Raw genomic sequence first — 15,876 nt, 5'->3', positions numbered from 1 at the left:
CAGCCGACGCCGGCGTCGAAGAGCTCGACGGCCCGCCTCCTGGACTCCAGGTCGTGCTTCACCCTGAGGTCTATACTCATGGAAAACCTCCCATTTCCCGATGTCCAAGAAATGGGAGGCAGTTCACTGTCCCCTTTGTGGTGGTTTTCTAGGTCGTTAGCTCAGCAGCATGCGGTCGTTGGCGAGCTCGCCGCCCGAGACCTCCTCGAACTTCTGCAGCAGGTCGGCCACGGTGAGCGACTTTTTCTCGTCGCCGGCAACGTCGTAGATCACATGGCCCTCGTGCATCATGATCAGACGGTTGCCCAGACGGATGGCGTCGTTCATGTTATGCGTGACCATGAGCGTGGTCAGGTGGTTCTCGTCAACGATCTCCTCGGTCAGGTTGAGCACCTTCGATGCCGTCTTGGGGTCGAGGGCCGCCGTGTGCTCGTCGAGCAGCAGCAGGCGCGGCTTGGTGAGCGTGGCCATGAGCAGGGTGAGTGCCTGGCGCTGGCCGCCCGAGAGCAGGCCGACCTTAGCGTTGAGACGCGTATCCAGACCAAGGTCCAGGCGCTTGAGCAGCTCAACGTACTCGTCCTTCTCGGCCTTGGTGACGCCCCACGAAAGACCGCGACGCTGGCCGCGGCGCTTGGCGAGGGCCAGATTCTCGGCAATCTGCATGTCGGCTGCGGTGCCGCGCATGGGGTCCTGGAACACACGGCCCAGGTACTTGGCGCGCTGCGACTCGCTCAGACGCGAGATGTCGGTGCCGTCGAGCTCGATAACGCCCGAATCGAGCGGATACACGCCGGCGATCATATTGAGCAGCGTGGACTTGCCGGCGCCGTTGCCGCCGATCACGGTCACAAAGTCGCCGTCGTTAAGGGTGAGGTCGACGCCGGTGAGTGCGCGCTTCTCGGTGACGGTGCCCTTGTTAAAGGTCTTTTTGACGTGCGAGAGCTTAAGCATTTGCCTCATCTCCCCTCGTATAGGAGCTGCGGAGCTTGTAGCGCTCCCAAACCACGGGCACGCACAGGGCCACGGCAACGATCACGGCGGAGAGCAGCTTCATGTCGTTGGCATCCATACCCAGCTGCAGCACGATGGCGCGAATGAGGAAGTACACCACGGAGCCAAAGACGGCAGAGGCAAGACGGACGCTAAACTGCGTCAGACCGCCGGGCAGCAGGCGGCCGAGCACCTCGCCGATAACAATGGCGGCAAGACCGATAACGATGGCACCGGTGCCCATGCCAATGTCAGCGTACTTCTGGCTCTGGCAGATGAGCGCGCCGGCAAGGCCGATGAGGGCGTTGGAGAGCACGAGGGCGATCATCTTGGTGGTGTTGGTGTTAACGCCCAGGGCGCGGATCATGTACTCGTTGTTGCCGGTGGCACGCAGCGCCGAGCCGATCTCAGTGCCAAAGAACCAGTACAGGATGGCGACGATGGCCACGGCCAGCACAATGCCCAGGATAATGGCAACAGTGGACTGCGGCAGGCCCGTCATGTGGCTGACGGATGAGAAGATGGTGCCCTTGGCAAGGATGGGCGTGTTGGATTTGCCCATGATGCGCAGGTTGATGGACCACAGACTGATCTGCGTAAGGATTCCGGCGAGGATTGCGGGAATCTCAAAGACGGTGGTCAAGATGCCCGTGACGGCGCCGGCGATGGCACCGGCACACATGCCGGCCAGCACGGCGAGCAAGGGGTCGACGTTATTGTTGACGATGAGCACGGCGCAAACACAGCCGCCGAGGGCAAAGCTGCCGTCGCAGGTCATATCGGGGATGTCGAGCAGGCGGAACGTGATAAACACGCCAAGCACCATAATGCCCCAGAGGACGCCCTGCGAAACGGCGCCCTGCAATGCAATGAGCATGCTTCATACCTCCTAGGATAGGGTGGACACGTGATTTTCCATAATAGCGGTAACAATGCATAAAAGAGCTGCGGACGGATGTTTTGTCTCATCCGAAACAAGCAGGGCGAACGCCGGTCTTTGGCGTCCGCCCCTGTGGCTCAGATATTGAATAGCACGGCAACGGCGCGAGTATGGGCCCTAGGCACATCGCCGCGCATGCCGCTACGCGTCCAGAGCGGAGAGGTCGATGCCCAGGGCCTCGGCCATTTCGTCGTTCTTGACGACGACCAGGTCCTTGCTCGAGAGGTGCTTGATCGGCATATCCTCGGGCTTGGCCTCGCCCTTCAGGATCTTGACGGCCATCTCGCCCGCGGCGTAGCCCAGGTCCTCATAGTTGATGGAGAGGGTGAACAGACCGCCGGCCTTGCACATGCCCTCCTCGCCGGTCACGAAGGGGAGCTTGTTCTCCTTGCAGATCTGGCCGACCTGCGAGGCACCCGCGGCGATGGTGTTGTCGGTGGGGGAGTACAGCGCGTCGACCTTGCCCACGGCAGACTCGACAACGGACTGAATCTCGTTGGAGCTCGAGACGGTGAAGTCGGTGTACTCGAGGCCCAGCTTGTCGAGCTCCTTCTTGGCGGCCTTGATCTGGACGTCGGAGTTGGACTCGGCAGTGCAGTAGAGCAGGCCGACCTTCTTAACGTCGGGCAGGACCTTCTGCATCATCTCGAGCTGCTCGGCGACCGGGGTGAGGTCGGAAGCGCCCGTGACGTTGGTGCCGGGCTTGTCGTTGTCCTGGACCAGGCCGGAAGCAGCGTAGTCGGTGATGGCGCAGCCAACGATGGGGATATCGGCGGTGGCGCCGGCGGCAGCCTGCGCGGCGGGCGTAGCGATGGCATAGATCAGGTCGACGCCGTCGCCTACGAACTTGTCGGCAATGGACTTACACGTGGACTGGTCGTTCTGGGCGTTCTTCTGGTCGATCTTGACCTTGAGACCGCTCTTCTTGATGGCCTTGACGAAGCCGTCGTTGGCGGCATCGAGCGCGGAGTGCTCGGTGAGCTGCAGAACGCCGATGGTGTAGTCGGAACCGGCGGCAGCGGAGCCGGAACCAGAGTTGCCGCCGCATCCGGCGAGCGGAGCGAGCGCGAGCAGGCCAGCGGAGACAAGAAGGCTCCTGCGGCTGATGGTGATGTCCTTCATATCATTACCCCCAGTATAAAAATGGCTGGAAACACTGCACTAGGAAAAAGTGCAAGTGGGACTATAGTAACGCCGATGTCCATTTTTACAATAACCTGGCGGGTTTTTTAATACTGAACCGGATGGGCGGTGCTGAGGAACGACGGACGGTAACGGGGCTTATGCTGCGGGTGCGGGGCTGTCTTCTTCGTCTAGCGCGGCAAAGAGTTTCTTGCCGTCGAGCAAACGCGTGCTGACGTTTCTCATGCGGCTGACCTCAACGGTGCGCAGGGTGTCGTCGGCGCCTCGGGCGTCGTAGACCGTTCCCAGCAGATACGAGACGCCATCGCGCTGCCTGATGGCAAAGGGTCGGACCGTCATCCGTACCACCTCGATTTCGCCTCGGGTCAGGACGTTTGTGATATCAAAGCTGACAGTTGTTCCATGGTCGATGGCCTGTTCGACGAGTTCGCACGTGTCGATACGCTTGGCGTGCGGACGCGTTGTCTTGACGGGTGCGTCGTTGGCGGCCGGTGCCGGTTCGGGCATATCGAGATAGTCGCGAACATCGGCGCTCGCCATGGCGACCAGGTGCTGCGCCATGCTCTTTCGAATGGCTATGGGCGTCGATCGGTTGCGCATGACCATGCCGTGGAGCCGTATGATTTCCTCGTCAGCAAGTGGACGGGTGAGAAGCCGATAGCCCACGCCGCGCTTATAGTCGATTTCGTATCCGGCGTGACGAAGTGCGGATATCGAGGTATAGATGCTGCGGCGTGCCGCCGAGATGGGCATGCGGGCGGGGTCGTCGGGATGGGCGAGGAGCTCGACCAGCTCGTCGGAAAGCAGCGCCTTGTCCTCGCCGGTGTTCTCGCTCAAGAGCTGCAGAATGCGTACGGCGCGATAGGCTGCCATCGAGGCGGAGCCCCTGGTCGTGGTCTCGTAGTTTTCAACAACGGCTTCGGTCATAGCGCCCACGTCCTTTCCTTTTTTGGTGATGGCAGATCAGAGCCTAGGGTGCGGAGCCTGGCCAAGGACGCGTGACGCCTTGGACGGTCGATGGTTGCCGGCAAACGGCGGGTCGAGTTTTCAACAACCCTGCCTAACTGACCAAAACCTTGCCAAAAGCTTGACGGACACTGTTGAAAAAAGCGCCCCTCGGCTTGCCGAGAGGCGCTGGCGCGATGTGCTGGAACGTGTTTGGTGGCGCTATGGCGATTAGAAGTCGGCGTTGCCCACGGTGCGCGGGTGCGGCAGGACGTCGCGGATGTTGCCCACGCCGGTCAGGTACATGACCAAGCGCTCGAAGCCCAAGCCGTAGCCGGCGTGCTTGCAGGAACCGTAGCGGCGCAGGTCAAGGTAGTACTTGTACTGCTCAGGATTCATGCCCAGGTCCTTGATGCGGGCCTCGAGCAGATCCAGGCGCTCCTCGCGCTGGGAGCCGCCGATAATCTCGCCGATACCGGGAACCAGGCAGTCGGCGGCGGCGACGGTCTTGCCGTCCTCGTTCATGCGCATGTAGAACGCCTTGATCTCGGCCGGGTAGTCGGTTACGAAGGTCGGGCGCTTAAAGTGCTCCTCGGTCAGGAAGCGCTCGTGCTCGGTCTGCAGATCGATGCCCCAGCTGACGGGGTAGTCGAACTTGTGGCCGGCAGCCACCGCCTGCTCCAGGATCTCGACGGCCTCGGTGTAGGTAACGCGGGCAAAGTCGGAGTTGGCGACATGGTCCAGGCGCTCAAGCAGACCCTTGTCCACAAACTTGTTGAGCATGTTGAGCTCGTCGGGGCAGGTGGCCATAACGTCCTTAAGAACGTACTTGAGCATGGCCTCGGCGTTGTCCATGTAGTCGTTGAGGTCGGCGAAGGCCATCTCGGGCTCAATCATCCAAAACTCGGCGGCGTGGCGCGTGGTGTTGGAGTTTTCGGCGCGGAAGGTGGGGCCAAAGGTGTACACGTCGCCAAAGGCCATGGCAAAGTTCTCGGCATTGAGCTGGCCGGACACAGTGAGGCTCGCATGCTTGCCAAAGAAGTCCTGGCTCCAGTCGACCTCGCCGGACTCGGTGAGGGGCGGATTTTTGGGGTCGAGCGTGGTCACGCGGAACATCTCGCCGGCGCCCTCGCAGTCACTCGTGGTGATGATGGGGGTGTTGACGTAGACAAAGCCCTGCTCCTGGAAGAAGCGGTGGATAGCGGCAGCTGCGACAGAGCGGATGCGGAACACGGCGCGGAACAGGTTGGTGCGCGGACGCAGGTGCTGCTGGGTGCGCAGGAACTCGACGGTTGCGCGCTTCTTCTGCAGCGGGTAATCCGGGGCGCTGACGCCCTCGACCTCGATGGAGGTGGCAGAAAGCTCGAAGGGCTGGGGCGCATCGGGGGTCAGCTTGACGGTGCCGGTGCAGATGAGGGCGGCCGAGACGTTTTGATGGGCGATCTCGTCGTAGTTGTCGAGCGCCTCGCGGTTCATGACGACCTGCAGGTCGCGGAAGCAGCTGCCGTCGTTGAGTGTAACGAAGCCAAAGTTCTTCATGTCGCGGACGGACTTGACCCAGCCGGCGACGGTGACGGTCTGGCCACCGAGCGACTCGGCATCGGCATAGAGCTGCGCGATTTTGGTGCGGTTCACGTATCCTCCCATAACGGTTGTACGGATTATTTCCAAGCAGTTAACCATTCTAACCCGCGAGTGGGGGCGTAGCAAAACGTCAGGTGTGATGTATGGGCGTGACGTGGGCACCGCGCAAGCGCCGATTTTGCGTTGCCTAGTGCCCGCAGATGGCTTGGCGTATGAGAGCAGCGTAGGTGTCGATTCCCGCCTGGGTGAGGTGTGTGCCGTCGTCGACAAGGTATTCGCTGTGGCCCTCTGAGGCACCGTTCCAGTCGATGACGCCGGCGTTGTCGTTTTGGGCGCAGACGTCACGAATCGTCTGGTTATTGCGGTCCTGTAGCTCGAGCGGTACGCGCACGGTCACAAAGTAGATGGGCTTGCCGCCCACGGCATTGATCACGTCCTGCACCTGCTGGGGGTCGCGGATGAGGCCGTTGGTGCCAAGCGCGCAGATGACCACGCTTGGATCGTAGTTGGCGCTGTCCTGTGCATAGACATCCTGGAAGGTGTAGAACTGGCGGCTCACCACGCCGTCGATGTACGCGTTGGGAAGCGCCGTCTGAATGCCAGGTTGGGCACCTGCGGTGACCGAGTCGCCGATCATGAGCACGCGGGCGTCGCAGGTTCCGGTTGCCTCGTCGTAGGTAAAGCTCTTCCAGTCAAGGTTCTTCGGGACCTTTTCGGCGATAGGTCCCTCTTTGGGTTTTTGCTTGGTGGCGTCATCGGATGCGGTGTCGCTGGGCTGGGAATCTTTACCGGATGCGGGCTCGACGCCCTTGTCGTTGGCTCCGTTGTCCTGGGACGAGGTCGCGTTCTGGGCAAGCTCGGGACGGAGCTGCTCGGCGCGGGCGGTGGCGATGCCTGCCCAGTCAAGCGGCGCGAAGGCAAGTGCGGCGACGCATGCGGCGCCAAGCGCGGGGAGCACCATGGCGGGCGCGAGGACGTGCTTTCCTGCCGTGCTGTCCTGTTGGGCCGGCTTGTGGGACCAAGGGCGTTCGATGAGGCGATAGAAAACCTCGGCTACCGCAAGGATCAGTACAAGCTGTAATACCTGCTCCCACCAGGCGATGCGGGTGGTGCGGGTTGCGGGGTTCATAAGAAGCAGTAGGGGATAGTGCACCAGATAGACCGAGAACGAGCGCTGGCCCAGCCAGACGAGCGGCTTGACCGACAATAGACGACGCACGATGCACTCCGTATTCTGCACGCAGATGATGAGGAGTCCAGTGGCGAGGGCAAACAGCAAAAAGCCGCCGCGGTAGAGCCAAGCGCTCTCTCCGGTCAGCATGAGTGCGCCGGCTATAACGGCAACGAGCCACGCGATAGAAATCGCGTTGACCTTTGAGATGCCCTTGTTGGCTCCGGGGGTATGGATGTCACCGCTCAGCATCTCGCGCAGGCGCGGCGCTGCGATGGCGGCTAAGGCTCCGCATAAAAGCTCGGCGACACGGGCGTCGGTTCCGTAGTAGACGCGCGATGTGTCGGCGGTGGGATTAAACATGAGGACCATGGCTGCCGTCGATGCAAGCGCGAGTGCGATCGTGATGCCGATGGCGGTGTTGCGCGACCTGGTTTTGCTGCACAGTGCCATAAGGATGACCGGCCACACCAGATAGAACTGCATAGTGACAGCGCAGAACCACAGATGCGTGAGCGGCGAGGGGAGCCCCGCGGCGGCGAAATACGAGACGTTACGGAAGATGTAGAACCAGTTGCTCAAAAAGAGTGCCGATGGCAGGGCGTCCTGTTGCACCTTAGGGAGTAGGCTCGGGGCCGCGATGTAGGTGGCGACGGCGGTAAGCGCGATGGTCACGACGATCGGCGGCATCATGCGCGCAATGCGGCGGCAGATATAGCGCGGGTACGAGAATCCGTCGCGTGCCGTGGCCCGCATAATGCTTTTGGTGGCGAGATAGCCACTCAGCGTAAAGAAGAGTGTAACGCCCAAAAAACCGCCGGTCAGGCGGCTGGGGCGAAGGTGATATAGGACGACGCCGGCGATGGCGAGGGCGCGGAGCCCGTCGAGCGCGACGATGCGTTGGTTGCGTTGAGGCGCGGCGTGTGCGGCGCCCGTGGGTGTGTTTTGCATCGATCTTCCTCCAATGTCGACCTAGCAGTCTAGCGCTCTGCGCGGACAAAGGAAGGGGGTTCGTGCGGTTGAACAACATGCCGCGGGACGATGCCTCACTACGCAAAAGCCGCACCTGCGTTGATGCTCAGCTGACTATATAGAAACGTTTCAGAACCTCTACATAGGCAAAAACAACAACACAGATGCGGCAAAGATGCACGGGTGGTTGACCCGTTATGTGACGGCAGTCTGCTACTTGGTCTTGGCTACCAGCAGCGGGTCGCCCAGCTTGACGAGCGGGTTGCCGCCGATAAGCGTTCCAGATTCGCCGACATGGTCGATGCTCTTAAGACGATCGAGCTCGGAGACGATGACGGTCACGATGTCCTCGTGACCAGCGGCCTTAATGGCCTCGCGGTCGAAGCTGATGAGCGGCTGGCCTGCCTTGACCACATCGCCCATCTCGACAAAGCGGGCAAAACCCTTGCCGTTCATTTCCACGGTGCCCAGGCCAACATGGATGAACACGCGAAGACCGTCCTCGGTGATCATGCCAATGGAGTGGTTGGTGACAGTGGTGGCGCCGATGCGGCCGTTGGCGGGCGCATAGATGGTGCCGGTAATGGGCTCGATGCCATAGCCCTGGCCAAGCATGCCCGAGGCGATCGTCTCGTCGGGAACCTCGTTCAGGTTGACGAGCACGCCGTTGACGGGGGCATAGATGACGCCTTCGCGGGTAGCGAAGCTTGCTGCGGGCGGAACGGACGCCTCGCCGGTCGAGGTGAAGGTGGACTTAAGCGAATCGAGCAGACCCATAGTTGCCTCCAACTTAAATAGGCGCATATCGCGCGTTTGGTTTGCCGGAAACGTTTCACATGTGTTTCGCGGCTTGGTCAACGCCCCTATTCTACGCTGCTCAACGATACCTCTGAACTGGGATTATGTGATATATCAGTTGAAGGGAAACTTATTGCCGGAGTGTTTCTGCGCCACGGGTTCAAGTGGGGTACGCTTGAAGGCGAAAAACAAGGGCGCATAATTTGCGCGAAGGGAGCACATATGATTGTCGAGAACCATGCGCTGTGGGGCGAGGAGCCGACCGAGGATTATCCGGCGACGTTTACGTATTTGGGTGCCGAGCCGTTGCCCGATAAACCGAATGGCCGCCGCCCCGCGGTGATTATCTGTGGCGGAGGTGCGTTTACGCATATCGCTCCGCATGAGCAGGATCCTGTGGCGTTTGCGTTTTTGGATCACGGTTACCAGGCCTTTGTGCTCAACTATGTCACGAGTTCTACGGGTGACGTGAGCTTTCCGCACCCCCAGGCAGATCTTGCCAAGATGGTCGCCACGGTGCGCGCCAACGCCGACGAGTGGCATGTCGATCCTAAGCGCGTGTGCGTCGTGGGCTTTTCTGCTGGCGGCATGATTTGCGCCTCGCTGGCAACACAGTGGAAGACCGGCCCCTTTGCGGCACTTGCCGGGGCGCGTCCGGACGACATTAGTCCCGATGCCGTGGTGCTGGGCTATCCATTGCTCGACTTTGCCTATGTGCGCGACATGCAGACGCGCGATCCGCGCATTGACTTGCGTGTGCCCAAGACGGGCGGCAAGACGGGGCGCGATTTGCTCAACGACTACCTGTCGATGGTGACGGGCGGCGAGGCAACTGACGAGCATCTGGCCGACATCTGCCCCACCACGCATGTTTCGCGTCAGATGCCACCGACCTTTGTGTGGGGCGTGTCCGACGACAAGACGGCGCCGATCGCGCAGGTCTACCCGTTTGCGCAGCGCATGGCCGAGGAGGGCGTTGCATGCGAGATGCACGTCTTCGACCAGGGCGGTCACGGCCTTTCGCTCGGCAACGCCAACACCGCGGTCGACAACGAGGACAAGCAGGTGGCAGTCCGTCCCTGGATTCGCCTAGCCTTCCGCTTTCTGGAGCGCCACGGCTTCTAGTTACGCGGTTTTACCAAACCGCGTAACCAGCCGACGCTGCAAGCCCGCCAGAGCGGCAATCTGCCTTTCAGCTTCGGTGGCATGACCGGAAGGTCAATGCCACCTCGCTTCAAGGCACCTTGCTCGCTCTGGCGGGCTTTCGCTGTCGGTTCCAAGACATCGGCATCGTCCTAGCTGTCAAGGGCTTGGCGTAGGTAGTCATTGGGGACGTCCTTAAGCGACTAGTCGAAAGGGACACTCTTGCGGCACTTGGCACTCGGGGACGTTCCTTTTGTGCCGGCACTTGGGGACGTTCCTTGCAGCAATCTGTCGATTGAACGTCGTTGTGTGTTCACGCTATCATGTAAGTTTAAAATTGGTTAGCCATGGCAAACGGTTAGCCATGGTGAACATAAATACAACGCCCTGCGGGCGCCGGGGGAGGAACACGGACGTGAAGCTCGATACACTCGAGATTGGAAAGGACGCCGTTGTCGCATCGGTGGCATCGGACGATCAGGCACTCCGACAGCATATTTTGGACATGGGTCTAACGCCGGGCACCGAAGTCACCATGATGAAGTACGCCCCCATGGGTGACCCGCTCGAGATCCGCCTACGTGGCTACGAGTTGACACTGCGCAAGGACGATGCCGCTCGCATCGAGCTCGTGGGTATTCACGACACCGATACGGGTCCGCGCGCTAACGCCGCAATCGGCACGACGGAGCATCCGGCCCTGGGCGAGGGGACGTATTCGCCCCGTGCGGCAAAGACGGCCGTGCCCGAGGGCGCGCCGCTGCACTTTGCCCTCGCCGGCAACCAAAACTGCGGCAAGACCACGTTATTCAACCAGCTGACGGGCTCCAACCAGCACGTCGGTAACTTTCCCGGCGTGACGGTCGACCGCAAAGATGGCACCATCCGTAACCATCCCGAGGCGAGCGTTACCGACCTGCCTGGCATTTACTCCCTGTCGCCGTACACAGGCGAAGAGGTCGTGAGCCGTCAGTTCATCCTTGACGAGCGCCCGGACGCCATCATCGACATCATTGACGCCACCAACATCGAGCGTAACCTGTACCTGACACTGCAGCTCATGGAGCTTGACCGTCCTATGGTCATCGCGCTCAACATGATGGACGAGGTGACCGCCAACGGCGGCGCCGTGGACGTCAACCTGCTCGAGAGCCTGTTGGGCGTGCCCGTTGTCCCCATTAGCGCTGCCCGCAACGAGGGCATCGGCGAGTTGGTGGACCACGCCCTGCACGTGGCACGGTTCCGCGAGCGCCCTGGTCGCCTGGACTTTTGTGCGCCCGACGGCCCGGACGGCGGTGCGCTGCATCGCTGCATCCACGGTATTGCTAACCTGATCGAGGACCATGCCGTGACGGCGCACATCCCGGTGCGCTTTGCGGCGACCAAGCTGGTCGAGGGCGATGAGCTGGTAACCGAGGCGCTTCACCTGGATCGCAATGAGCTCGACGCTATCGAGCACATCATCACCCAGATGGAGGGCGAGGCCGGCACCGACCGCCTATCTGCGCTGGCCGATATGCGTTTTAGCTTTATCGGCGACGTGTGCGGGCGTTGCGTCGTCAAGCCGCACGAGAGCCGCGAGCACGTGCGCTCCGTCAAGATTGACCGCATCCTGACAGGTCGTTACACAGCCATTCCGGCGTTTCTGGTGATCATGGGCCTCGTCTTTTGGCTGACGTTTGGCGTGATCGGCGCGGCGTTGCAGGGACTCATGGAGGACGGTATCGCTGCCATCATCGCCTCGGCCGATGCGGGCCTCAAGGCGTTCGGTACCAACGACGTGGTGCGCTCGCTGGCTGTCGACGGCGTGCTTACGGGCGTGGGCAGTGTGCTGACCTTCCTGCCGATTATCGTCGTGCTCTTTTTGTTCCTCTCCATTCTGGAAGACTCCGGATACATGGCGCGCGTGGCCTTTGTCATGGATAAGGTGTTGCGTCGCTTTGGCCTGTCGGGCCGCAGTTTCGTGCCCATGCTCGTCGGTTTTGGCTGCACCGTGCCGGCTATCATGTCGACCCGTACGCTCCCATCCGAGCACGACCGCAAGATGACGGTCATGCTCACGCCGTTTATGAGCTGCTCAGCCAAGCTGCCGGTTTACGGCTTGCTGTGCGGGGCGTTTTTCCCGCAGGCGACGGTTCCCGCCATGGTCTCGCTCTATCTGATCGGTATCGTGGTCGGCTGCGTCGCGGCTTTGGTGCTCAACCGCACGGCATTTAAGGGCGACCCGGTGCCGTTTATCATGGAGCTCCCCAATTACCGCCTGCCGAGCGTCAAGACGACGGTGATGCTGGCATGGGATAAGGCCAAGGACTTCATCACCAAGGCCTTTACCATTATCTTTGCCGCGACCGTGGTCATCTGGTTCCTTCAGACGTTCGACATCCGCTTTAACGTGGTCGCCGACCAGTCGCAAAGCCTGCTTGCCGGTCTGGGTAGCATCATCGCGCCGGTGTTGGCCCCGCTCGGCTTTGGCGACTGGCGCGCCTCGACGGCGCTCGTCACGGGGCTCATTGCCAAGGAGAGCGTCATCTCGACGCTCACGGTGCTTTTGGGCGCAACGTCGCCCGCGGCGCTGTCGACCATGTTTTCGCCGTTTACCGCCTACGTGTTCTTGGTCTTTACGTTGCTGTACCCGCCTTGTGTGGCGGCAATCGGCGCCGTCAAGAGCGAGTTGGGCGCGCGCTATGCCGTGGCCGTATTCGCGTTTCAGGTCGCCGTTGCCTGGATCGTGGCGTTTGTCGTGCATTCGGCGGGCATATTGCTGGGGTTGGCTTAGTTATGAATTGACGGCGCAACCTCTGTGTATCGAATTGTTTTCGGCCCCGCATCTGTACTGACGGATGCGGGGCCGTTGCTATATAATCGCCTCCGCTCAAAACGATTGGAGACGTTATATATGACTCAGACAAGGCAAGACGGCATCACGCTCAAACAGTGGCTCCCACTCGTCGGGCTCACCTGCTGTGCGTTCGTGTTCAACACGTCGGAGTTTATGCCCATCGGCCTTTTGACTGATATCGCCGCGTCGTTCTCGCTCACCGAGGCCCAGGCGGGCATCATGATCTCGGTCTATGCCTGGGGCGTCATGCTGCTGTCGCTGCCGCTCATGGTGTTCGCCTCGCGCTTTGAGTTCAAGCGGATGCTGCTGGGCGTGCTGGCCGTGTTCTCGCTCGGTCAGTTCCTGTCCGCTGTGGCGCCGACCTATCCCATCCTGGTCTGCGCGCGCCTGGTGGTCGCTTGCGCACATGCCGTGTTCTGGTCAGTCGCCTCGATTATGGCCTCGCGCCTGGTCGACACTCGCCACGGCGCGCTCGCCATCAGCATGATCGCTACGGGCTCGTCCATCGCGCAGATCTTTGGCCTGCCGCTCGGTCGCGCCATTGGCTTGGCCGTGGGCTGGCGCATGACGTTTGCCGTGGTCGGGGGCCTCTCAGCCATCGCGGCCGTCTACCAGGCAGCGGTGTTCCCGGCCATGCCGGCGGGTGAGCGCTTTACCGTCAGACAGCTGCCCGAGCTGCTCAAGAACCCGCTCCTCATCGCGCTCTACGCAGTCACGGTCTTCATGGCGACCGGCTATTACGCAAGCTACAGCTATATCGAGCCTTTCCTGGCTCAGGTCGCCCATGTCGACGCAAGCGCTATCACCATGACGCTGACGGCGTTCGGCTGCTCCGGTCTGCTCGGAAGCTGGCTGTTCGGCCGCCTGTTCGATGGGCATCGCTTCCCGTTCTTGGCTATCACGCTCTCCGGCGTGCCGGTGGCCCTGCTGCTCATGGGGCCGGCCGCATCGTCGCTCGTGACAGTGCTTGCCGTCTGCGCACTGTGGGGTTGCTGCGCCACGGCCTTTAACGTGGCGTTTCAGGCCGAGCTCATCAAGCACACGCCGGCAGATTCGTCGGCCGTCGCCATGTCGATCTTCTCGGGCCTGTTCAATCTGGGCATTGGCACGGGTACCGCGATCGGCGGAGCCGTGGTTTCGGGTCCCGGTATCGCCTGGATCGGCTTCGCGGGCGGGTCGATTGCCGTCGTGGGCGTCATCCTCGCTATCACGGTGATGTTCCCGGCCATACGCCGCGCAAAGTCTGTCGCCTAATCACGTTTCCTCATCAGTTGCGGTGGAATAGTTCCTGTTTAAGGCCTCTGAAGGTCCAAGCAGGAACTATTCCACCGCAACTTATTTTGGGGGAGAGGATACAAACTGGGCATACAATGGATGTCGTTGTGTTGAGCTTACCGGGAGGCTGTTATGTGGGCATACGAGACGACGTTCTATCAGATCTATCCGCTGGGCTTTTGCGGGGCTCCGCGCGAAAACGCCGCGCCCGTTGCCGAGGATGAGCTCGCCCAGGCTGCCAACGCCGCGCCCAACCCCGATGCTCCTATCATGAAGGTCGCCCAATGGGCCGACTACATGCAGGAACTCGGCGTTGGCGCTGTGCTTATCAACCCACCGCTCGAATCTGATAGCCACGGCTACGATACACGCAGCCTGCGCCATATCGACCGTCGCCTGGGTGGGGACGCCGACTTTGCCGCCGTATGCGACACGCTGCATGCCCATGGCATCCGCGTGGTGCTCGATGCCGTCTTCAACCACGTCGGCCGCGGTTTTTGGGCCTTCCGCGATGTGCAGGAGCGCAAGTGGGACTCGCCGTACAAGGACTGGTTCCACATTAGCTTTGACGGCGATTCCTGCTATGGCGATGGCTTTTGGTACGAGGGCTGGGAAGGCCATTTTGAGCTTGTGAAGCTCAACCTGCAAAATCCCGCTGTGGTCGATTACCTGCTCGAGTCCGTGCGCCGCTGGGCCGAGGTCTTTGGCGTCGACGGCCTGCGCCTGGACGTTGCCTATATGCTCGACCGCGACTTTATGCGCCGCCTGCACGTCTTTACCCGTGAGCTCAAGCCCGACTTTGTGCTGATCGGCGAGACGCTCCACGGCGACTACAACCAAATCGTCAACGACGAGATGCTCGACTCCTGCACCAACTACGAGTGCTACAAGGGCCTGTACTCCAGCTTTAACTCGGTCAACATGTTCGAGATCGCCCATTCGCTGCACCGCCAGTTTGGCGGCGATCCGTGGTGCATCTACCGCGGCAAACATCTGCTGTCGTTTGTCGACAACCACGATGTGCCGCGCCTGGCAAGTATCCTCACCGACAAGTCGTGTCTGCGTCCCGCCTACGGCATGCTCTTTGGCATGCCGGGCATCCCGTGCGTCTACTATGGCAGCGAGTGGGGAATTGCCGGCGAAAAGGGTGGCCCCGATGGCGATTGGGCGCTGCGACCTGCGCTCAATGAGCCTGCGCCCAACGAGCTGACGGCGTTCATCACGCAGCTTGCGCACCTTCGCTCGGCCGACGACGCGGCTGCCCGTGCTCTCAACTACGGTGCCTATCGCAACGTGGTGATCCAGAACAAGCAGCTGCTGTTCGAGCGCGCCTGTGACGGCGCGACGGTACTCGTGGCGGTGAATGCCGTGGGTGAGCCTTACACCTTTGGCGCCGGCGAGCTCAACGGGTCCTTCGTCGACCTGCTTGCCGACGATGCGCCCACGGTCGAGCTGACGGGTACCCTTGAGCTTGCACCCTACGAGGTGCGCTATCTGTTGAGAGCCTAGCCCATGGCCGTATCTGACGAGGGCTATCAACATATTGAGCATGGGTTTGAGCCCGTGTTTGACGAGCACTCGCGCGTTTTGGTGCTCGGGTCGTTTCCCTCGGTGCTTTCGCGCGCCAATGCCTTTTATTACGGCAACCCTCAGAATCGCTTTTGGCGTGTGATGGCCACGTGCCTCGGTATGCCTGTGCCGCCCAACGAGGGCGATCCTTTGGCAAGCGGTGAGCCCGCGACGCTCGATGCCTCCATTGCCGCCAAGCGGGCCATGCTGCTGAACGGCGGCGTAGCCCTGTGGGATGCAATCGGGAGCTGCGACATTAAGGGCTCGAGCGACGCGAGCATCCGCAACGTTGTGCCGGCACATATCGAGCGCATTACCGATGCCGCGCCGATCGAGGTCGTTGTCTGTAACGGCGGTACGGCAGGGCGACTCTACAAACGCTACTTGCAAGATCGGACGGGGCTGCCTGCCATTGTCCTGCCCTCGACAAGTCCCGCCAATGCCGCCTGGTGCCTGGAGCGTCTTGTTGAGCGTTGGCACGAAGCCGTTGACTGGGCTGTTATTTAA

The 15,876-nt window shown here is 61.2% G+C and carries 12 protein-coding genes; 5 read left to right on the top strand and 7 right to left on the bottom strand.

The window, feature by feature from the left end:
* Nucleotides 1–156: 156 nt before the first annotated feature.
* The 7 genes from AAAV44_RS05845 to AAAV44_RS05815 all read right to left on the bottom strand — a co-directional run bounded on the left by AAAV44_RS05845 (nucleotide 157) and on the right by AAAV44_RS05815 (nucleotide 8,522).
* Nucleotides 157–951, bottom strand: a complete 795-nt coding sequence (locus AAAV44_RS05845; RefSeq protein WP_022093887.1) for an ABC transporter ATP-binding protein — start codon at nucleotides 949–951, stop codon at nucleotides 157–159.
* On the bottom strand, nucleotides 944–1,867 hold the full coding sequence (locus tag AAAV44_RS05840) for an ABC transporter permease (RefSeq protein ID WP_349114972.1): 924 nt from the start codon (nucleotides 1,865–1,867) through the stop codon (nucleotides 944–946). Before AAAV44_RS05840 ends, AAAV44_RS05845 begins: the two co-directional genes overlap by 8 nt.
* A 204-nt stretch (nucleotides 1,868–2,071) precedes the next feature.
* Nucleotides 2,072–3,052 carry an ABC transporter substrate-binding protein gene (locus tag AAAV44_RS05835; RefSeq protein ID WP_035137530.1) on the bottom strand — a complete coding sequence of 327 codons (981 nt, stop codon included), beginning with the start codon at nucleotides 3,050–3,052 and terminating at the stop codon, nucleotides 2,072–2,074.
* Nucleotides 3,053–3,211: 159 nt separating this feature from the next.
* Nucleotides 3,212–4,000, bottom strand: a complete 789-nt coding sequence (locus AAAV44_RS05830) for a hypothetical protein (protein ID WP_349114971.1) — start codon at nucleotides 3,998–4,000, stop codon at nucleotides 3,212–3,214.
* A gap of 249 nt (nucleotides 4,001–4,249) precedes the next feature.
* The gene (gene asnS / locus AAAV44_RS05825; protein WP_117635367.1) at nucleotides 4,250–5,653 is read right to left on the bottom strand and encodes an asparagine--tRNA ligase; all 1,404 of its coding nucleotides are present in this window, start codon (nucleotides 5,651–5,653) and stop codon (nucleotides 4,250–4,252) included.
* Nucleotides 5,654–5,789: 136 nt separating this feature from the next.
* On the bottom strand, nucleotides 5,790–7,724 hold the full coding sequence (locus tag AAAV44_RS05820) for an acyltransferase family protein (RefSeq protein ID WP_349114970.1): 1,935 nt from the start codon (nucleotides 7,722–7,724) through the stop codon (nucleotides 5,790–5,792).
* Nucleotides 7,725–7,958: 234 nt separating this feature from the next.
* On the bottom strand, nucleotides 7,959–8,522 hold the full coding sequence (locus AAAV44_RS05815) for a PTS glucose transporter subunit IIA (protein WP_040359007.1): 564 nt from the start codon (nucleotides 8,520–8,522) through the stop codon (nucleotides 7,959–7,961).
* Between the two features lie 243 nt (nucleotides 8,523–8,765).
* Between AAAV44_RS05815 and AAAV44_RS05810 the strand changes: the two genes are divergently transcribed.
* The 5 genes from AAAV44_RS05810 (at nucleotide 8,766) to AAAV44_RS05790 (ending at nucleotide 15,876) form a co-directional block, all read left to right on the top strand.
* Nucleotides 8,766–9,668, top strand: coding sequence for an alpha/beta hydrolase (locus AAAV44_RS05810; protein WP_349114968.1), 903 nt, complete (start codon nucleotides 8,766–8,768; stop codon nucleotides 9,666–9,668).
* Between the two features lie 382 nt (nucleotides 9,669–10,050).
* Nucleotides 10,051–12,462 (top strand): ferrous iron transport protein B, encoded by a 2,412-nt coding sequence (gene feoB / locus AAAV44_RS05805; protein ID WP_196025767.1) that lies wholly within the window; start codon nucleotides 10,051–10,053, stop codon nucleotides 12,460–12,462.
* Nucleotides 12,463–12,582: 120 nt separating this feature from the next.
* Nucleotides 12,583–13,779 (top strand): MFS transporter, encoded by a 1,197-nt coding sequence (locus tag AAAV44_RS05800; protein WP_347479719.1) that lies wholly within the window; start codon nucleotides 12,583–12,585, stop codon nucleotides 13,777–13,779.
* Nucleotides 13,780–13,932: 153 nt separating this feature from the next.
* Nucleotides 13,933–15,309: an alpha-amylase family glycosyl hydrolase gene (locus AAAV44_RS05795; RefSeq protein ID WP_349114967.1), complete on the top strand. Its 1,377-nt coding sequence runs from the start codon at nucleotides 13,933–13,935 to the stop codon at nucleotides 15,307–15,309.
* Nucleotides 15,310–15,312: 3 nt separating this feature from the next.
* Nucleotides 15,313–15,876: a uracil-DNA glycosylase family protein gene (locus AAAV44_RS05790; protein WP_349114966.1), complete on the top strand. Its 564-nt coding sequence runs from the start codon at nucleotides 15,313–15,315 to the stop codon at nucleotides 15,874–15,876.

The organism is Collinsella sp. CLA-AP-H1 (genome assembly GCF_040092945.1).
In the GTDB taxonomy this organism is placed as follows: domain Bacteria; phylum Actinomycetota; class Coriobacteriia; order Coriobacteriales; family Coriobacteriaceae; genus Collinsella.
The sequence above is the reverse complement of the archived record's forward strand: the minus strand, read 5'-3'. Positions and strand labels throughout refer to the sequence as shown.